The 19,095-nt window shown below is 68.1% G+C and carries 17 protein-coding genes; 2 read left to right on the forward strand and 15 right to left on the reverse strand.

Annotation, left to right across the window (positions count from 1 at the left end):
* Nucleotides 1–14: 14 nt before the first annotated feature.
* The 5 genes from BBX35_RS14810 to BBX35_RS14830 form a co-directional block, all read right to left on the reverse strand.
* Nucleotides 15–725 carry an ABC transporter ATP-binding protein gene (locus BBX35_RS14810; RefSeq protein WP_067221730.1) on the reverse strand — a complete coding sequence of 237 codons (711 nt, stop codon included), beginning with the start codon at nucleotides 723–725 and terminating at the stop codon, nucleotides 15–17.
* Nucleotides 725–1,525, reverse strand: a complete 801-nt coding sequence (locus BBX35_RS14815; RefSeq protein WP_244271638.1) for an ABC transporter ATP-binding protein — start codon at nucleotides 1,523–1,525, stop codon at nucleotides 725–727. Before BBX35_RS14815 ends, BBX35_RS14810 begins: the two co-directional genes overlap by 1 nt.
* A gap of 74 nt (nucleotides 1,526–1,599) precedes the next feature.
* Nucleotides 1,600–2,865, reverse strand: coding sequence for an ABC transporter substrate-binding protein (locus BBX35_RS14820; protein ID WP_067221732.1), 1,266 nt, complete (start codon nucleotides 2,863–2,865; stop codon nucleotides 1,600–1,602).
* Nucleotides 2,866–2,984: 119 nt separating this feature from the next.
* Complete coding sequence (locus BBX35_RS14825) at nucleotides 2,985–3,986, reverse strand: branched-chain amino acid ABC transporter permease (protein ID WP_083206331.1); 1,002 nt, start codon at nucleotides 3,984–3,986, stop codon at nucleotides 2,985–2,987.
* The gene (locus tag BBX35_RS14830) at nucleotides 3,983–4,876 is read right to left on the reverse strand and encodes a branched-chain amino acid ABC transporter permease (RefSeq protein ID WP_208979853.1); all 894 of its coding nucleotides are present in this window, start codon (nucleotides 4,874–4,876) and stop codon (nucleotides 3,983–3,985) included. Before BBX35_RS14830 ends, BBX35_RS14825 begins: the two co-directional genes overlap by 4 nt.
* 251 nt (nucleotides 4,877–5,127) lie before the next feature.
* Here BBX35_RS14830 and BBX35_RS14835 point away from each other — a divergent pair, with 251 nt between their 5' ends.
* On the forward strand, nucleotides 5,128–5,742 hold the full coding sequence (locus tag BBX35_RS14835) for a phosphoenolpyruvate hydrolase family protein (RefSeq protein ID WP_067221733.1): 615 nt from the start codon (nucleotides 5,128–5,130) through the stop codon (nucleotides 5,740–5,742).
* Nucleotides 5,743–5,763: 21 nt separating this feature from the next.
* Here BBX35_RS14835 and BBX35_RS14840 read toward each other — a convergent pair whose 3' ends face one another.
* The 5 genes from BBX35_RS14840 to BBX35_RS14860 all read right to left on the reverse strand — a co-directional run bounded on the left by BBX35_RS14840 (nucleotide 5,764) and on the right by BBX35_RS14860 (nucleotide 12,480).
* Nucleotides 5,764–7,509: a phosphoenolpyruvate hydrolase family protein gene (locus tag BBX35_RS14840; protein ID WP_083206333.1), complete on the reverse strand. Its 1,746-nt coding sequence runs from the start codon at nucleotides 7,507–7,509 to the stop codon at nucleotides 5,764–5,766.
* 106 nt (nucleotides 7,510–7,615) lie between these two features.
* Entirely contained in the window at nucleotides 7,616–8,182 is a 567-nt protein-coding gene (locus BBX35_RS14845) for a TetR/AcrR family transcriptional regulator (protein ID WP_171901462.1), read from the reverse strand.
* A 104-nt stretch (nucleotides 8,183–8,286) separates the two neighbouring features.
* Nucleotides 8,287–8,997, reverse strand: a complete 711-nt coding sequence (locus BBX35_RS14850) for an SAM-dependent methyltransferase (protein WP_067221737.1) — start codon at nucleotides 8,995–8,997, stop codon at nucleotides 8,287–8,289.
* Nucleotides 8,994–10,262, reverse strand: coding sequence for an MFS transporter (locus BBX35_RS14855; RefSeq protein WP_083206335.1), 1,269 nt, complete (start codon nucleotides 10,260–10,262; stop codon nucleotides 8,994–8,996). Before BBX35_RS14855 ends, BBX35_RS14850 begins: the two co-directional genes overlap by 4 nt.
* Before the next feature lie 4 nt (nucleotides 10,263–10,266).
* Entirely contained in the window at nucleotides 10,267–12,480 is a 2,214-nt protein-coding gene (locus BBX35_RS14860) for a TonB-dependent receptor (protein WP_067221741.1), read from the reverse strand.
* 530 nt (nucleotides 12,481–13,010) lie between these two features.
* Here BBX35_RS14860 and BBX35_RS14865 point away from each other — a divergent pair.
* The gene (locus BBX35_RS14865; protein ID WP_141687868.1) at nucleotides 13,011–13,841 is read left to right on the forward strand and encodes a hypothetical protein; all 831 of its coding nucleotides are present in this window, start codon (nucleotides 13,011–13,013) and stop codon (nucleotides 13,839–13,841) included.
* Here BBX35_RS14865 and BBX35_RS14870 read toward each other — a convergent pair.
* The 5 genes from BBX35_RS14870 to dctP form a co-directional block, all read right to left on the reverse strand.
* Nucleotides 13,811–14,710, reverse strand: a complete 900-nt coding sequence (locus BBX35_RS14870; protein WP_067221744.1) for a hydroxymethylglutaryl-CoA lyase — start codon at nucleotides 14,708–14,710, stop codon at nucleotides 13,811–13,813. The two genes, BBX35_RS14865 and BBX35_RS14870, sit on opposite strands and share 31 nt — an antisense overlap.
* Before the next feature lie 24 nt (nucleotides 14,711–14,734).
* Nucleotides 14,735–16,012, reverse strand: coding sequence for a hydroxymethylglutaryl-CoA reductase, degradative (locus BBX35_RS14875; protein WP_067221745.1), 1,278 nt, complete (start codon nucleotides 16,010–16,012; stop codon nucleotides 14,735–14,737).
* A 25-nt stretch (nucleotides 16,013–16,037) separates the two neighbouring features.
* Complete coding sequence (locus BBX35_RS14880) at nucleotides 16,038–17,351, reverse strand: TRAP transporter large permease (protein ID WP_067221747.1); 1,314 nt, start codon at nucleotides 17,349–17,351, stop codon at nucleotides 16,038–16,040.
* Nucleotides 17,348–17,860, reverse strand: coding sequence for a TRAP transporter small permease subunit (locus BBX35_RS14885; RefSeq protein ID WP_067221749.1), 513 nt, complete (start codon nucleotides 17,858–17,860; stop codon nucleotides 17,348–17,350). Before BBX35_RS14885 ends, BBX35_RS14880 begins: the two co-directional genes overlap by 4 nt.
* A gap of 96 nt (nucleotides 17,861–17,956) precedes the next feature.
* Nucleotides 17,957–18,988, reverse strand: coding sequence for a TRAP transporter substrate-binding protein DctP (dctP, locus tag BBX35_RS14890; protein ID WP_067221750.1), 1,032 nt, complete (start codon nucleotides 18,986–18,988; stop codon nucleotides 17,957–17,959).
* Nucleotides 18,989–19,095 lie beyond the last annotated feature (107 nt).

Here is a 19,095-nt window from a genome sequence, read left to right on the forward strand (position 1 = left end):
TTTTCTCCCGTTCTTCAGTGTCCATGGCTGACGCCGAGATAGCGGCGCTGGGCGTCGCGGTCGGCCTCCAGGTCGCGTGCGGGCATGGTCGCGGCGATCTGCCCGGTGACCATGATCGCCACCTGGTCCGAGACCGAGGTCGCAACCCGCATGTTCTGTTCCACCAGCAGCACGCCCATGCCCTCCGCGGCGATGGCGCGCAGCGTCTCGATCAGGTGGTCGACGATCACCGGCGCCAGCCCCTCGGAGGGCTCGTCCATGATGACGATGCGCGGGTTCATCAGGAGCGCCCGCGAGATCGCCAGCATCTGCTGCTCGCCGCCCGACAGCTGGTTGCCGCCGTTGCGGCGCCGTTCGGCCAAGCGCGGAAAGGTCTCGTAGACCCGCTCCACCGTCCAGGCGCCCTTGGTCCGCCCGGCCACCAGCAACAGGTGCTCGTGCACCGAAAGGGAAGGGAACATCCGCCGTCCCTGCGGCACCAGGGCGATGCCGCCGCGCGCCACCCGGCTTGGGCCGAGGCCCAGCAGCGGCCGCCCGTCCAGCGTCACCGAGCCCTTCTGCGCCGCCACCATGCCCATGATCGCGTGGCACAGGGTCGACTTGCCCATGCCGTTGCGCCCGACCAGGGACAGCGGCGCCCGGTCGAGCGACAGCGTCACGCCCTGCAGGATCACCGCCTGGCCGAAATTCACATGCAGGTCGTCGATCTCCAGACGGCCGCCCATCAGTGTTCGCCTCCAAGATAGATCGCCTGCACCAGCGGATCGTCGGCGATGCGGTCGGGGGTGCTGTCCACCACCACCTCGCCGTCCTTCATCACCGTGACCTTGTCCGAGTTGGGCAGGGCCACATCCATGTCGTGCTCGATCAGGATCAGCGTCAGCTCGCGCGGCAGGTCGCGGATCAGCTTGACCAGCTCCGGCCGCTCGGCCGCCGAAAGGCCCGCCGCCGGCTCGTCCAGCATCAACAGGCGCGGGTCGGAGGCGAGCGCCATGCCCACCTCCACCTGCCGCCGCTGGCCGTGCGACAGCGACTGGATGCGCGCCTGCGCGATTGTGTCGACGCGCACCTGCTCGGCCAGCCGCCGTGCCTTGGCGAGCGCGGGATCGTCGTGCCCGGCCTTCCACAGCGACAGCCGGCCGGGCATCGCCCCGCGCACGGCGAGATAGAGGTTCTCCAGGACGCTCAGCCCGTCGAACAGCAGCGAGCTCTGGTAGGTGCGGCCGATGCCCAGCCGCGCGCGCCTGTGCGGCTGCAGGTGGGTGATGTCCTCGCCGAACAGCAGGATGCGTCCGGCGGTCGGCGGATGGTCGCCGCAGATCGTGTTGAACAGCGTGGTCTTGCCGGCCCCGTTGGGGCCCAGGATCGCGCGCCGTTCGCCCGGCGCGATGGTGATCGACACATTGCTGACGGCCTTGAGGGCGCCGAAGCTGCGGGCGACGTTTTCCGTCACCAGCGCCGGGGTCATGGACGCCTTGGGTCCGGGCGCCTCCGTCCGGCCCTTGCGTGTCGTCGTGTCCAGCATTCTGGTCTTGCCTGTTGGTCTCGAAAGGGAGCCTCCCCCCGCAATGCGCGGGAGGAGGCGTCTCGGGAGGGGCCTCAGTTGGCCGGCGGGCAGTCCGGGTTGTCGCGCGAGGGGGCGCCGAGCGCCAGGAACGCCTCCCGGTCCATGCCCATGGTCTGCGTCACGCCCTCGGTCTTGCCGAAGGCCTCAGTCCGCAGCGTGCCGCCGTCGTCGACGATCCGGGTCAGGAAGATGTCGGAGATCGCCTGCCGGTTCTCGTCGAGCCGCACATTCGCGCCCATCGGGTTCTTGAACTCGACCTTGGCCAGCGCCGCCTGGAAGGCCTTCTGGCCGTCCGACAGGTCGCCGTCCACCTCGTCCAGCGCCAGCAGCACCGCCTTGGTGTTGGTGTAGTAGTTGAAGGCGTGGATCGAGGGCGAGTCGAAGCCGTCCGGGAAGCGCTCGCGATAGGCGGCGACCCATTCCACCCACATCGGATCCTCGTTGAGGTCGGCGATCGGGCCGGCCGCCAGCATGCCTTCCATCAGCCGCTGGTGCGGGCCGCGGGCGCTGAGCAGCGTCTGGTCGGCGGTGATCGAGCCGCCGATGATCGGCAGGTCGCCGCCGGCCTCGGCATACTGGGTCAGGAAGGCGAGGGCGTCGGTGCCGCCCTGGATCAGCACGATGGCGCCGGCATCCTGCGGGATGTTGGCGATGATCGAGCCGAAGTCGGTGGTGTTCAGAGGCGACCACAGCTTGGTCACCGCACCGCCCGCCTCGCAATATTCGAGCATGAAGCCCATCGCCTGCGCATAGGGGAAGGCGTAGTCGGCGGCGACCAGCGCGACATGGCCGACATTCATGTCCTTGTAGACATGGTTGCCGAGGCCCGCCATCCACTGGGTGCCTTCCGTGCTGAAGCGGAAGAAGTTCGGCGACGCATCGCGCAAGGTGGTGTCGGCGGCGCCCGACGAGCCGTTGACGATGGTCTTGCCCTCCAGCGTGCGCGAGTAGTCGCGCAGCGCGATGCCTTCCGCGCCCGACAGCGGGCCGACGATGATGTCGACATTGTCCTGCTCGATCAGCTTGCGGGCGCGGGCCAGCGCCACGTCGGCCTGGGCGTTCGAGGATTCGCGGATCCACTCGATCTTCTTGCCGTCGATCGTGTAGTCGATCTCCTCCAGCGCCATCTCCATGGCGCGATAGGCGTCCTGCCCGCCGGTGGCGAAGGGGCCTTCCAGCGTGGTGATCGAGCCGAGCTTGATGACGTCCTGCGCGGTGGCGGCAGTGACCCCCGCCAGCGCGAACAGGCCGGCGGCCAGCGCCGTCGCGGTCTTCAGTGCCAGTTTCTTCCTGAGCATGGTCTTCTCCCCTTGTGATGTGTTCGGCCGTTTCTCCTCCGCGGCCGGGCTCCGGTGGTGCCGGCCTTGCGGCCGGTGTCTGCCTGCGGCGCCGGAGCCGGGCTGCCGCAGGCAATTCCTCAGTGCGGCGTGCCGCCGTCTTCCGTGTCCTTGCGCTTGCCCCACCCGGTCAGGCGCTTGCCGAGCCCCAGCACGCCGTCGGGCGAGGCCACGACGATGCCGAGGAAGACGAGGCCGATCAGCGTGTTGAAGCGGTCGCGGTCGTAGATCGTGGCGGCGAACGTATCGATCAGCGTGAAGATCACCGCGCCGATGAACGCCCCGACCGGATGGCCCAGCCCGCCGATGACGGACATCACCAGCACGTTGACCGTCGCCGTCATGCCGATGGAGCCGGGCGTGATGCCGATATTGTAGAAGGTGATCAGGACGCCGCCGCAGCCGGCGATGAAGCCTGCCATCGCGAAGGCGGCGATCCGGTGGACGGCGACGTTGTAGCCGAGCGCCGCCACCCGGCGCGGGTTGTCGCGAATGCCCTGCAGCACCAGCCCGAACGGCGTGCGCACCACATAGAGCACCAGCACGTAGAGCAGCGCGGCGAGCGTCAGCGACACGTAGTAGAACACCGCGTGGGTCCTGAACGGCAGGCCGAAGAGGTCCGGGCCGACCACGTTGCGGATGCCCTCGTAGCCGTTGAACCAGTCGATGTTGGACTGCGCGAACAGGCTGAAGCCGACCGCGAGCGCCAGGGTGATCATCAGCAGGTAGATGTCGCGGGTGCGGATCGCGATCAGCCCGACCACGGCGCCGGCAAGGGTTGCGGCCAGCACGGCCAGCGGCATGGCGAGCCAGTAGCTGACGGCGCTCGCGCTGGCCGGGATCGCCGTCGGCGCCAGGATCGCCACCGTGTAGCCGGCGATGCCGGCGAGCATCGTCTGGGCCAGCGAGATGAAGCCGCCATAGCTCGCCAGGAAGGTGATCGACAGCGCCACGATCCCGTAGATCAGCGAGCGGCCGAGAATGCCGCTCAGCCAGAAGTCGGGCAGCAGCAGCGGCATCGAGACGAGGATCGCCAGCACCAGCGCGGTCAGGATCCAGTGGCTGCGGGACATCAGGCTCATCGGCCGGTCCTCCCGAGCAGGCCCTGCGGGCGGACCGCCAGCACGGCGACCATGATTGCGAAGGTCAGGATGACCGAGTAGGTCGGAAACAGCGCCTGGCCCCATTGCTCGGCAACGCCGATCAGGATCGCGCCGATCGCCGTGCCGCCGATCGAGCCCATGCCGCCGACGATCACCACCACCAGCGAGGTCAGCAGGAACTTGACGTCCACGCCGAGCGCGACCGGCTGGGCGGTGGCGCCGACGACACCGCCGAGCCCGGCGAGCCCTGCGCCGAGCGCGAAGGTCGCCACCGCGATCAGCGGCACGTTGACGCCGCAGGCGGCCAGCATCTGCCGGTCGTCGACGCCGGCCCGCACCATGATGCCGAGCCGCGTCTTGTTGAGCAGCAGCCACAGCCCGACGCCGACGGCCAGCGCCAGGCCGATCTGGAACAGGCGGAAGGTCGAGTAGCGGCCGATCACCGGCACCGGCGTCGGGCCGAACAGCGCGTCGGGCGCGAAGAACTGGAAGGGATTGCCGCCGAAATGCGCCAGCAGCTGGTCGGCGATGATGATCGACAGGCCGATGGTCACCAGCGCCTGCCGCAGCTCCTGTCCCTGCATCCAGCCGAGAAACACGACCTGCATCACGACACCGGCCACCGCCGCGGCGGCGACGCCCGCCAGCAACCCGACATACCAGGCGTAGTCGGCCGTGGCGTTGGAGGCGTAGAGGCTGTCGAAGACGGCGAACCCGACATAGGCGCCGATCATGTAGAGCGAGCCGTGCGCCATGTTTACCGTGCGCATCAGGCCGAATATCAGAGAGAAACCGCTGGCGACGATGAAGTAGAGAGCGGCCAGGGTCAGGCCGTTCAACGTCACCGTGATCATGAACTGAAGCGACAAAAATCCCTCCCGGGCGAAAGATCGTCGATCTTCCGCTCAAAGTTTTTGTTTCTTGTGAGGGAAAGTTCCGGCTCCTCCCAAAACCTCCCGATCTGCTGGGGATATTTACAAGGGCGGAAGATCCGTGCCAGAAGCATATTTCGATGATTTTGGGTAAGAATGGGTAAGATGGGTCAGCAGTCATGCCGTTGAAATTGCCGATCCTGGCCCGACCTCCGATCAGATCTCCGGCCGAACCGTCGGAAAGCGGGTTGGCAGAGGGCGACGTTCTTCTCGCGCCCTTCATGGCGGAGATTCCCCCGGCCCATCGCGAGCTTGTCGGCGTTCTGCCGGTGAGCGACGTCAACGCCGCGATGATGGAGGTGCTGCGGGCAGGGCCCCCGGCTCGTCCGGGTCGGCGCACGATTGCCGGGCTGATGCTGGTCGACCCGTTCCTGCGCCTGCGCGACGTCACGCTGGCGCTGTCCGCCGCCGGTGTCGCGGCGGTTGCCAATTATCCGACGGTGCAGCTGATCGATGGCGAGACGGCGCGCGTCTTCGACAGCGCCGGGGCCGGCGTCGCGCGCGAGATCGCGGTGCTTGCGGCATTCCGCGAGGCGGGATTCGAGACGGTGGCCTTCGCCGCCTCGCTCGACAGCGCCCGGGCGATGCTGCGCCACCGTCCCTCGCGGCTGGTGCTGCATCCGGGGCTCGCGCTTGCCGACTGGCGCGAGCGCGCCGCCTCCAGCCTTGCCATCGCCCACATGATCCCGATCCTGCGCGACCAGGGCGACACGCCGCTGCTGGTCTATCGCCCGCACGGCTTCGGCCACGAGCTCGACCAGGCCGAGGCGCTGGCCGACGGGCTTGCCTGGATCGCCGACTGAGCGATTCTCAGTCGAGCAAGCTTAGTCCAGTAGTCCGGCGCGGCGCATCTTGTTGTAGAGCGTCTTGCGCGAGATGCCGAGGAAGGTCGCCGTCTCGCCGCGGCGGAAGCGGTGGCGGCGCAGCGCGTCGAGGATCCAGTCCTTCTCGGCGAGCGGCGTCGTCGCGCCATGGGTGCCGTCCGAGGCCTCGATCACCGCCCGCAAGACCTGCGAGCCGATCACCCGTCCCTCGTTCAGCACCGCCGCCTGCTCGACGACGCGGCGCAGTTCCCGCGTGTTCTCCTGCCAGTCATGGGCGAACAGCACCCGGTAACCGTCCGCCGAGATCTCCAGCGGCCCCAGCTGCCGCGCCTCGCCGATGGTCTCCAGATAGGCACGCGCATGGGCGGGAATGTCCTCGGGCCGGTCGCGCAGCGGCTGCAGGTCGAGCCGCCCGGGCTGCAGCCGTGCCGCCAGTTCCCCGGCCAGCCGCCCCTGCGCGAGGTCCTGCGGCGTGGCGATCAGCACCAGCCGGCCTTGCGGTGTGTGGCTGCGGCTGGCGCCGACGCGCTCGGTCTCGCCCCGCTCCAGCCAGGACAGGATGTGTTGCTGCGCCGCCTCGTCCAGCGCGCCGGCATTCTCCACCACCACCGTCGCCTCGCGCGCGTCGAGCGCGCCGTTGCGCCGCACCCGGCCGAAATCCGCCTCCGCGCCGAAAAGCATTTCCGCCGGCGGCACCTCGCGGTCGGCGCCGTTCAGCATGGTCAGCCCGCCCTTGCGGTTGGCCAGCGCATGCAGGCTGCGGGCGAGGGTGGTGCGCCCCAGGCCCTTTTCGCCGACGATCAGGATCGGCAGGTTGGTGCCGGCGAGCTTGACCACCTGGTCGAGCAGCCGGGCGACGGCCTTCGACTGGCCGGCGATGCCGGTCAGCCGCGCCGCGCGCATCGTCTCGCGCGACTGCGCCGCATCCGCCTGCTGCAGCACGCTGAAGGCCTTGAACGCCGAGGTCTTCTGCATCACCGAGATTTCCAGCGGCATGCGATCCAGCGTCGAGCCGCCGACATAGCCGTCGGCGCGCGCGTCCCGGCACACCCGGTACATGTCGTCCGGGCTGACGATCGGCCCGCCCTCGACCACGCAGATCGTCTGCGGGCTCTCCTGCCGCACCTCGGAGAAGATCCGCCGCGCCCGGTCGGCTGCCTCCTCCAGCGTGAAGGCCTGCGCCAGCGCCCGTGTGCCACCCGCGTTCCAGCCGAAATTCAGGCACAGGATGTCGACGCCGGTCTGCAGCAGCTGCTGGATCTCCTTGCGGCTCTTGGCATAGCCGAAGGTCGCCAGCCCCTGGCGCTGCGCGGCCCTGAGCAGCTCGACCTCGCGCGCATAGCCGAGGCCTGCTTCCTCCAGCGCCCGGCGGAACCGCCCGTCGTAATGGATGCTGGTCGGGAAATTGGCGATGCCGTGATAGCCGGCGGCGGCCAGCTCTGCGACGAAGGCGTCGAGCTCCAGCCTCGGGTCGAAGGCGGAGGCGCCGAAGAACACCGGCACGCCGACCCGGTCGAGGATCTCGCGCCGGGCGAAATGGTCGGTGAAGCGGTTGGCGTTGTCGAGCGGCAGCATGGCGGCGATGGAGGCCGCACCCATCACCCGGTAGCGGCCGGCATTCAGCGCCAGCAGGAAGTCCGCGCCGCCGCGCTCGGCCGCCTCGGCGGTCATGCCGACGCCGATGGCCGCCCCCACCAGGGGCTCGACGCTGCCTTTCGAGCGCAGCTGCTCGTACCAGGAAAACATGCCGAGGGACCGGGTCGATGGGTGAACGCAGGATCGCCGCGCGAACGGTAGGGGCGAACGCCCCGGCACACAAGCCGCGCCCTCCCGCAGCGGCTGCACTGCACTGTCAGCTGGCGGCCGCGGGTGCTGCTGCCGGCACCAGGGTGAACCGCGCTTCCAGCAGGGCAACGTCCACGCCGTCGTCCGCGTTGCCGTCCGCCGCCTGCTCCCCGACCAGCCGCCGCATGCCGAGACCGCGCAGGGCGGAGAGGAACATCGTCACGTCCGGATCGCCCGCCGGCCGGCCGTAATAGGCGGCGACCCTGGCGTCGAACCGGGCCATGTGCTCGTCGACCAGCACTTTCAGCTCCGGTTCCAGCTGCGCTTCCAGGATCAGGCTGAGAAAGAACCGCATCCGGCCGGGATTGGAGGTCAGGACCGCCAGCCCCTTGCGGATCGCCTCGGGGGCAGGGGGCGCGGGCGGCGTCCCGCCGGCGTCCGCGTGGTGCGGCAGGTGGCCCTGCAGCAGGCCCTTGATGAGGTCGATCTTCTTGGGAAAGTAGTACGTCAGGTGCGACTGGCGCACGCCGGCCGCCTTTGCCACCTGCGGCTGGGTGAACTTCTTCACCCCATAGGTCTGCATCAGGTCCAGTGCGGCCCTCAGGATCTTTTCACGTACTGGATCGTCCGCCATGGACCCCTCCATGAAAGCATCTGCGCACCCGCGTCGGCGCGAAAGCGGGACGACCGACACGTAAGCCATCGGCCCGGCGAACGGAACCCGCTGCGCCGCCCGCCTTACTCCGCCTCGGGGCTTCGGTAGCTCGCCAGCGCGTGATAGTCGAGCGCCCGGAAGAATGGCTGCGGCTCGTCGAAGCCGGCCGTCCGAAGCAGTTCGGCAAGGCGCTCGGCCTCCGCCGCATCCCAGCTGCCGCGGATCCGCTTTTCCATCGTTGCGGCTTCGCTGTCCGTCTGCCCGGCGAGCAGGGCCCAGGCGCGATAGGCCGGGTCGAACGTGCCGTCCTCGGGCAGGTAGTCGAGATGGAACAGGCCGGCACCGGGCGCCAGCCGCGCCGCGATGGCGCGGAAGAAGGCGAGCTTGTCGGCATCGCCCTTGATGAAGTGGCTGACCAGATGGGCGATGCAGGCGTCCGCACGAAGGCCCGCATCCGCAGCCTCCACCGTTCCCTCGACGATCTCCACCCGGTCGCCGAGGCCCGCCTCCGCAACGCGCGCCTTGAGGATCGCCAGCATGTCGGGCGAGGGCTCGACGGCGATGAAGCGCCAGCCGGGCCGGTGGCCCGCCTGGATCAGGATCTCTGTCCCGGTGCCGGCCCCCGCGACGAGGATCGTCGCCTCGTCCGGCAGCCCGGCGGCTAGGCGCGCCAGCGTCAACTCGTGGGCGAGGCGGTATCCGGGCACCAGCCGGTCGATGCGCGTTTCGTAGGTTTCGGCGAAGGCGGCGGAAAACAGCGTCGAGGTCTTGGCCGCGGTCTTGGAAGAGGTCATGGGCGGGGCTCCACGGGCGTTGCGAATGTGTCGGCGGTGTCGGGATGCGGCGCGCCGAGACGCGCCAGTGCGGCCGCGACGAGCAGCAGGGCGATGCAAAGGGCCGGAACGGCGGCAAAGGAGTGCGCGTTGAGGACGGCGCCGAGCAGCGGCCCGCACGCCATGCCGAGGCCCTGAAACGTCGCGTTGATCCCGGCTGCCTTGCCTTGCGCACGCGCCGGGGCGCTGAGGCTGATCGCGCCGAGATTGCCGGGAAACAGCAGCCCCAGCCCGGCGCCGAACACCATCATCGCGGCCAGCAGGGAGATCGGCCCGGTGGCGGCCCAAAAGCCCGCCATCGCCAGTGCCGCCAGCACCTCGCCGCGCAGTAGAAAGGCCCTCGGGCTCCAGGCAAGGTGCCGGATGACGATCCCCTGCACCGTGATCATGCAGATCGCGGCCGCGGCCAGGATGAAGCCGGCGCGGGAGACGGAGGCCTCCCCGCCGAGCCCGTAATAGTCCTGCAGCCGCAGGGCCATGACCTGCTGCAACGTGCCGTAGATCGCGACCGCCAGCAGCGTGATCACAAAATGCGGCCACAGCCGCGCCAGGCTCGCCGAACGGGTGTCCGCGCCCGCGCCTGTGGGCTCTCGTCCGCCCGCTGTCGGGCGCTCACGCGTTTCGGGCAGGCACAGCCAGACGGCGAGCCCGGCGGCGAAGGCGAGCGCGGCGAGCACGGCGAAGGAGACGGTTGGCGCGCTGCCGCCGATGCGCCAGGCGACCATGCCGCCCAGGATCGCGCCCAGCCCGAAGGACGAGCCGAGAAAGCCCATGCCCTGGACCCGCTGCTGACGGCCGGTCGTGTCGGCCATGTGGGCCTGCGCCGCCGGCAGAACGCTGCCGGAAAAGGCGGCCTGCAGCACTCTGACGGCGAAGACGGCGGCAAGGGCGAGGCCGGCGGAGATCGCCAGCGACAGGCGCATCTCGACCAGCGCCGCCGTCAGTCCCAGGCAGGCGGCCGGCACCAGCATGCCGGCGAGCAGCACCGGCTTGCGGCCGGCCCGCTCCGTCAGGAAGCCCCAGACCGGCGCCGCGACGATGCCGGCAAGGGCGGAAAGGCTCATGATCATGCCGGTCTCGATGTCGGTGAAGCCCATCTGCCTGCCGAGCGGCGGCATCAGGACCACGAACAGGCTGAGGCCTGCAGCCTTCAGAACGAGGGCGGTGAAGAGCGCGATCCGCGCCGAACGGGCCGGCGCGGGCAAGGAGGGGAGGGCGCGTGTCATGACGTCAGAACCTCACCCTTGCGCCCAGGCCAAGCGTCCGGCCGGTTCCCGGAATGCCGGCGAAGACGCCGCCCCCGCCGACCGCGTTGCCGGTGCGATAGGCGGACGTCGTGTAGCTCTCGTCGAAGATATTCTCGGCAAAGCCGTACACGTCGAAACTGTCGCTTTCCCAGCCCGCGCGCAGGTTGACGAGGTTGTACGCATCCAGCCTCCGGCTGTTGGCCGGATCGATCTGGCGCGATCCCACATGCTGGTATTCGGCGCGCCCATAGGCAGAGCCCGCCAACTGGGCGATCTGCAGCGGATGGCGGTACTCGGCAAACAGCGAGGCGGTGAACTCCGGCGCGTAAGGAACGTCATTGCCTTCGAGCAATGCGCCGCCGGAGGTGATCTCGGCATGCAGCAGGCCGGCCGCGGCGCCGAAGTGCCAGTTGTCCGTCGGGCGGGCCGTCACGGTCAGCTCCCAGCCATAGCTGCGCGTGTCGGCGTTCTGCACGTCGAAGCGCCCTGCGACCGGGTTGAAGGTGAAGAGCTGCTCGTCGCTCGTGTCGTTCAGGAACACCGCCGTCGACATCTCCAGCCAGTCGGCGAAGGGGCGGCCCTTCAGCCCGGCCTCGTAGGACCATGTGCCGGAGCTCTTGAACTCCGTCAGCGGAATGCCGGCGGAGGCGAACTGGTTGAAGAACAGGTAGCCGCCGGGCTTCTCGCCGCGGGCGATGGTGCCGTAGACGGTGAGCTCCGGCGCCAGGTCGAAGCTGACGCCGGCGCGCCCGGTGACGAAGCCGAAGGTGCTCTCCTGGCTTTCGGCGAAGGCGGCGACACCCGGCACGCCGCCGGGCCGGCCGGCATAGGTGCCGTCGAACTGCTGGCGCTCGTAGGTGTAGCGGGCGCCGCCGATGATCCGCAGCCGCTCCGTGACGGGAACGGTCACCTCGCCGAAGGCGGCAAGGTTGGTCTTCTTCAGCCGGCCGGTATAGGCGCCATTGGCCATGGCAAGGCTGGTGATGTCGGTGGTGCTTTCCAGATCGGAGTACAGCCCGCTGACGCCGGCAACCCACTGTCCGCCCTGGCCGAACTCGCCGTTGAGCCGCAGCTCCTGGCTGATCTGCGAGCTGGTCTCGTCGATCCGCCGCACATTCACCCCCGCCGCGCTGAAGGCGGAGGGCGGCAGGCCGGTCTGCGCGCCGCCGATGAAACCGTCCAGCAGGTCGGCGTCCAGATCGAGCTCGTAGTGGCTGATGCCGGTCAGCGAGGTGAGCGTCGCGAAACCGAGATCGTGGGTGATCTCCAGCGATCCGCCGGTGGTCTCGGTCGTAGTCTCGGGAACCGGGGCGAAGGCGTTGCGCGGGAAATGCGGGTCGTCCAGCCACACGCCGGTCGTCGGCCGCTCGCGGGTCCGCGAATGGCGCAGCGACAGCACCGCGTCGGTGCTGTCCGACAGCTCGGCGGCGACCTTGGCCGAGATCGCGCCCGAATACTGCTCGCGCACCGACATGTCGTCCTGCACGACATTGCCCAGCCCGTCGAAGACGATGTTGCGGATGTCGCCGTCGAACCCGTAGAGCGTGCCCGAAAGGCGCGCCGAGACCCGGTCCGTGATCGCCCCGCCGACGCTCGCGTCGAGCTTGCGCTCGCCGTGCGAGCCGACCTCGACCCCGATCTCGCCGCCGAAGTCCGGCGTGGCGTCCTGCGTCGAGACGACCACCGCGCCCGCTTGCGAGTTCAGTCCGAACAGCGTGCCCTGCGGCCCCTTCAGCACCTCGATGGAGCGCACGTCCATGAAGCGCTGGTCGAACACCCGCGCCGGAAGCGGGATGCCGTCGACATAGTAGTTTACGGACGGCGAGATCAGCGCCGACGACGAACCGATGCCCCGGATGTTGAGCGTGTTGGCGTAGGTCAGGCCGGTGTCGGCGAAGTTGAAGTTCGGCAGCCGCCCGACGAGATCGGCCGTGTTCTTGATGCGCGCGCTTGCGATGTCCTCGGCCGGCAGCGCCTCGACGGTGAACGGCACCTCGCGGATCGGCTCCTCGAACTTGCGCGCCTTGACGACGACGGTGTCCAGCCGGGTCGCGCTGCTGAAGTCGACGGCGGAGAGGTCGATGGGCGCGATGCCGTCATCGTCGCTGTCCTGCGCCTTCGACGCCGCGGGAGCCGAGACGGCCAGGGCCGCGAAGAGGAGCGTGCAGGTGAGGTCCTTGGCGTGTCGGTTCCGCATGGCGATCCTGTTGTGTGGCGGTCGATTTTGGTTTGTCTACCAACCAACAAATATGAGAGTCAAACTCATATTTATGCAGATCGCGAAGCACCGGGAACCACGCTGCAGGGCGTGCCTTTGGGGAGGCGGGGATATCTGGAAACGGGCGCGGGGATATCGGGAAAAGCCGCTCGGGGATAAGTCGGCACGGCGCGCGGGAATATCTCCAAATCGGGGCCGGACGCGAGTCGGAGCCGAGATGACGCCGCCGACATGTGTCGCCAGACGGGGATTGAGCGGGGACAAATGCTCCCGCGCCTCACCGCTCCGCCGACCTTTTCGCCAGCGCCGGCCCGCCGTCTCCACCATCTCGGCGCTTGCCGATTTCGAGACGAGATTCCCAATTTCGCGCGATTTCGAGACGGACTTTTGCAAAATCCGTCTCAATTTTCGAGAGGCAAGCTATTTCAATGGGTTAAACGGGGCGGGACAGGTTTTGCGCTCGCTCGTCTGGCGCGCGCCCTTTGTCGTGTGGGCGAATGTGCTGCATCATGCCCGGTATGTTTCAGGCAGGGTGTGTTCGAAGCAGTTTGCTCTTCAGTCCTTTTGTCACCGAGGGTGCCGATCTCGAAATGGTTGCCTCTCCATCCTGCTCTCGTCTGTGCAGTGCGCTCGCCGCCAGCCTCCACAGCAAGGTCTGGCAGGATGCGCGCGATGACCTTGAGAGTTCTTCGCGTGTCTTCGACTACGGTTCCTCGCATCTGGAGGCGGCACTCCATGCCCTGGAGCGGGTCGGTGCTGTCGAGCGCGTCGAAACGGCGGGATCCTATCGGGCTCTGGTCAGTAACGCCGATTTCGATGACTTTGTTTCCGAGATGGAATTCTCTCAGGAAGATCTGGATGAGCTTCTGTCTGCGTTCCTGTCTTGGGAAATCGGCTTTCTGGTCAGGCTTGGCCCATGGGGCGAACCGTTCGAGGTTCCCGGCGATCTCGCCCCGATCCCAGAGCTGCTTCGCGACGCCGGCTATTTGACGCTCGACGGGCCTAGCGCATCGTGGCTGCCGCCCGCGTTGCCCTGGCTTCTCCATGTCGATGCGCTGCGTCACGAAGACTTGCCGCAGGTCGACCCTGCCCGTGTGCAGTCGGCCGTTCTGACGCTTCCGGATGAGATCCGTACTGTCCTCGTTCGACACTCAAGTGCCCGTAACATCTACGAGAATGCAAGGTTTCTATGCTTGTACTGGAGCGCGAGCGGATGGGATCCTGATCGACAGGCGCCATCATGGGCGACATCGAGCTGGGATGTTCCGCTGATCTTTTCTGTACTTGAGATTCTGGCGAGCGCTGAGTCTCAGCAGGTGCCGCCGCGCAGCGCCTTGTAGACGCGGCTGGTCGGGCGGATGCCCATCTCGCGCTCGATGAAGGCGACCGCGTCGAGCAGCGGTTCCATCGCAATGTCGCACTCGTAGCCGTCGCCCTGCAGCAGGTAGAGCACGTCCTCGGTCGCAACGTTTCCGGCCGCTCCCGGCGCGAAGGGGCAGCCGCCGAGCCCGCCGGCGGCCGCATCGACGGTCCGGATGCCAAGGCGCAGGGCCTCGGCGACATTGGCGATGCCCATTCCGTAGGTGTCGTGAAAATGCGCGGCCAACTCGGCGAGCGGCACGTGCCTGGCGACCGCCTCCATCACCGCGGCGATGCGGGCCGGCGTCGCCTTGCCCAGCGTTTCGCCGAGCGAAATCTCGCCGCAGCCCATGTCTTTCAGCGCCCGCGACACGTCAGCCACCGGGGCGGGCGCGATCCGTCCCGCATAAGGGCAGTCGGTGATCGTCGAGACGTAGCCGCGCACGAAAAGACCGGAATCCCGCGCTTTTTCGATGAGCGGGCGAAACCGGTCGAGCGACTCGGCGACGGTGCAGCCGATGTTCTTTTCCGCAAACGCGTCGCTTGCGGCGGTGAACACGGCGACCGACCGGGCGCCGTGCTCGATGGCCTGGTCGAGGCCGCGTTCGTTGGCGACGAGCACCATGTCGCCGTCCCGCTGGCGCGAGCCGGTCGCGGCCATCACCTCGGCGGTGTCGGCCATGCGCGGCACGGCCTTGGGAGAGACGAACGAGCCGACCTCGATGCGCCCTGCGCCGGCCCGGCGCAGATGCTCGACGAGGCCGATGCGCGCTGCCGTCGCGATGGGCTCCTTGCGGGCCTGCAGCCCGTCGCGCGGGCCGACTTCGACGATCTGAACGCGCTCGCTCATTCCGCTCTCCCTGCTCCGGCCGGCTTACTTGCCGGCGCGAAGCCGCGCGAGGATCTCCTCGGCGACGTCCTGGCGAACCTTGCCGAGCGCCTTGAGTTCGCTCGCCACCTGGTCGATCTCGTCCCCGACCGCGCCCACCAGCAGGGCGACGTTCTGGGCGTGCAGCGCCATGTGGCCCTTCTGGATGCCGGTGGTCGCCAGCGCCCGCATCGCCGCGAAATTCTGCGCCAGGCCGATGGAGACGATGATCCGCGCCAGCTGGTCGGCGGTCTCGACGCCCAGCAGCTTGAGGCAGGCCTGAGCGGTCGGATGGATCTTGGTGGCGCCGCCGATCAGGCCGACGGCCATCGGCATTTCCAGGATGCCGACGAGGTTGCCGTCCGCGTCCTCCTCCCAGCGCGACATCGAGCCGTAATGGCCGTTGCGCGCGACGAAGGAATGGGCGCCGGCCTCGATGGCGCGGGTGTCGTTGCCGGTGGCCAGCACCACGGCGCTGACGCCGTTCATGATGCCCTTGTTGTGGGTCGCGGCGCGGTAGGGATCGGCATCGGCGAAATGGTAGGCCGAGATCATGTCGTCGCGGACCTCTTCGCCGCCGATCTCCTCCAGCGGCCACACGGCGCGGGCGCGCACCACGCGGCGGTCGGCCAGATTGGTCAGGATCCGCAGCAGGCTGCGGGCGCCGGTCCACTCCACCAGCCGCGGCGCCAGCGCCTCGGCCATGCTGTTGACCGCGTTGGCGCCCATCGCGTCGCGCGTGTCGACGATGATGTGGACGATGGTCATCGGCCCTTCGGCCGTCTCGATCACCCGCACCTCGATGTCGCGAAAACCGCCGCCGAACTTGACCAGGAGCGGGTCGGTCTCGTTGCAGATGGTCCGGATCTCGTCGAGCCGCTCATAGACCTTGAGGCGCACCTGTTCGGGGTCGCTGGCGCCCAGCAGCTGGATCTGCGCGGCCATCACCGGGCCGGACGAGGAGGTGAAGAAACCGCCCGTCGGCCGGCAGCGCTTGGCCGCGTTGCAGACGGCGGCGATCACGGAGGACTCCTCCGTTGCCATCGGCACCAGCACTTCGCGGCCGTCGACGATCATGTTGGTGGCGACGCCGATGGGAATGGCGATGCTGGAGATCGCGTTTTCCACCAGCCGGTCGGCGAGCTCGATCCGCCCTTCCGCCGCCTGGGCGAGGCTGGCGATCGCCTCGTTGCCGAGACCCGCCTTGGCGGCGACCGCCTGCAGGCGCTCAGTCGGCGTCATCTTGTGAAGACCTTCGATACGGGAGGATCGAGCGTCGCTCATGGTCAGTCCTGTCCTGGGTGAGTTCTTACTGGATCATGGATCGCGGCAGCCACAGCACCAGCTCTGGGAACATGGCGCAGATCAGGATGCCGAGGGCCTGGAGAAGCATGAAAGGGATGATGGCGCGGTAGACCGTGCCCATGCCGATGCCGGCGGGCAGCACCCCCTTCATGTAGAAAAGCGTGTAGCCGAAGGGCGGCGAGATGTAGGCCATCTGCGCCGACACGAGAAACAGGATGCCGAACCACAGCCGGTCGAAACCAAGGAAGTCGATGACCGGCAGGAACACCGGCACGCACAGCAGGATGATGCCGATCTCGTCCAGGAACATGCCCAGGAAGAACAGGATCGCCAGCATCACCACCAGCACGACCCAGCGGTTGGTATCGAGGTCCTGGATGAAGCCGAGCAGGAAGTCGGCGCCGCCCGTGCCGGTGAAGATCGCCACGAAGGCGCGCGCGCCGATGGTGATCCACAGGATCATCGTGGTCACCTTGACCACGTCGAGGGCAACGCCCGTCAGCAGCTCGCCGTTGAAGCGCCGCTCGATCACCGCCGAGACGAAGGCGAGCGCGACGCCGACGGCGGCGGCCTCGGTCGGGGTGGCGATGCCCATGTAGATCGTGCCGAGCACGCCGACGATGATCAGCATCGGCAGGACCAGCGACTTCAGCGCGCCGATCCGCATGGCCCAGGTGATGTCGTCGCCGTCGGTCGGCCGCGGGGCGATCGACGGGTTCAGCGCCGAGCGCAGCACGATGTAGCCGATATAGAGCGAGGCCAGCAGCAGGCCCGGCACCACGCCGGCAATGAACATCTGGCCGATGGAGGCCTGCGCCGTCACGGCGTAGACGATGGTGATCACCGACGGCGGGATCAGGATGCCCAGCGTGCCGCCGGCGCAGATCGTGCCGATGGCCAGCTCCGGCTGGTAGCCGCGCTTCAGCATCGACGGCAGCGCCAGCATGCCCATGGCGGCGACGGCCGCGCCGACGATGCCGGTCATCGCGGCGATGATGGTGCAGATCGCCACCGTGCCGACGGCAAGGCCGCCGGGCAGGCGCCGCGACCAGATTTCCATCGCCTTGTAGAGGCTTTCGATCACGCCGGAGCGCTGCAGCACGCTGGCCATCATCACGTAGAGCGGGATCGCCATCAGCGATTCCGACCGCATCGTGTCGTAGAGGTTCAGCACCGTCACGGTGAGGGCCGAGGGGCCCCAAAGCACGACGGTGAAGAACAGCGCCAGCGAGCCGAGAACGAAGGCGAGCGGCAGACCGGTCAGCAGCAGGCTGACGAGGCCGCTGAACATCACCAGGAGAACGAGTTCGGAGCTCACGGGCGTGCCTCCTTGGCGGCGGCCGCGGGCGGCGTGCGCAGCGCCATGGCGGCTTCGACGAGCGCCTGGGCGAACAGCATCAGGAAGGCGAAGGGCACGATGAACTTGATCCACCAGATCGGCGGGTTCCAGGCCGAGAAGCTGGTCTCGCCGAGCTGGAAGGCGTTGACGGCCAGCGGCCAGCTCACCCAGCCGAGAACGGCGGCGAAGACGGCGATCACCAGGAAGCCGAAGATTTCAAGGACCTGGCGGGTGCGCGGGGAGGCGCGCTCGGAGACGATGTCGACGGCGACATGCCCGCGCAGGTGCAGCAGGTACGGCCCGGCCAGCATGAAATGCGGCCCGAACAGCAGCGTGCTTGCCTCCATCGCCCAGACGGTCGGCGCATTGAAGGCGTAGCGGGCCACGACCTCGTAGAGCAGCATCGGCACCACGGCGAAGATCGCGATGGCGGCAATGCCGAAGAGGATCCGGTTGAGGCCGGTGACGAAGTTGAAGAGTGGGGTCATGAAGAAAGCCTGCTGTCGGTGACCGTCTGCTGTGGGTCAGGCAGGACGCAGCAAAACGGCGGGCGACGCAAGCGCCGCCCGCCGGGGAGGAAGGGCTCAGAGAAGCCCCAGAGACTGCATGAAGGCGGTCTGGCTCTCGACGATCCGGGTGGCGAGCGCGTCGCCCTTGGTCGCCTTGTTCCACGACGCCACGGCCTTGCTGCGCGCCTCGGCGATGTCGGCCGGGTCGAGCTGGATGATCTCCACGCCCTGCTCGCGATACTTGTCGAGGACGATCGTGTCCTGGACGATGATGCGCTGGCGCAGCGAGCCGGAGATTTCGCGGGCCGCGACCGCCAGGGCCGCCTTGAACGAGGCCGGCAGCGCGTCGTACGCGGCCGTGTTGGCCACATAGCTGGTGGCGGTCGTCGGCTGGTGCACGCCCGGCAGGATGATGAACTTGGCCACTTCGCCGAGACCCGCCTCGAAGTTGGCGGTCAGGTCGCCGCGGTCGGCAAAGTCGATCAGGCCCTTTTCCAGGCCGGAATAGACGTCGGCGGTCGCCATCGGCGTCACGGCGACGCCGAGGTCGCCCATCACCGCGGAGGCGAGACCGACGAAGCGGCCCTTCTTGCCGGCCATTTCTGCAATGCTTTCGATCTTGACGGTCGAGTGCATCGGCTCTTCGCCGTAGACGGTCGGGGCGATGTAGAAGAGGCCCGCCTTGGCATAGGCTTCGCGGGCCATGTCGAGGCCGCCGAGCTCGTAGAACCACGCCTCGTACTGGTCCGGGTTCGGGAAGCCGAACGGAATGGTCGAGGTGAAGGCGAAGGACGGGATCTTGCCGGCCTCGTAGCCGTCGAAGGTCTTCATCATCTGGAAGGCGCCGCTGCGCACGGCGTCGAACGCCTGTGCCGCAGGAACCAGCTGGCCGGCCGAGAAGAGCTTGATGTCGAACTTGCCGTCGGTCAGCTCCGCAACGCGGGCGACGAACGCCTTTTCGAACTCGAACGGCGTGGTGCCGCCGTCCCACAGAGCCTGCATGCGCCACTCGACGGCTTCCTGCGCGCGGGCGACCGCGGGCATGGCAAGCACGCCGCCGCCAATGGCGGAAGCGGCGAGGAAACGGCGTCTGGAAACATCCTTCATGTGCATCCTCCCGGATAGTCGGTTTGTTATGTCCGCAAACTGTCCTAAGAATGACTGGGACAATCAAGGGACAGTTCCTGTCAAATTTGCGATGACTGTCCCAACAT

The organism is Stappia indica, from assembly GCF_001696535.1.
GTDB lineage: Bacteria > Pseudomonadota > Alphaproteobacteria > Rhizobiales > Stappiaceae > Stappia > Stappia indica.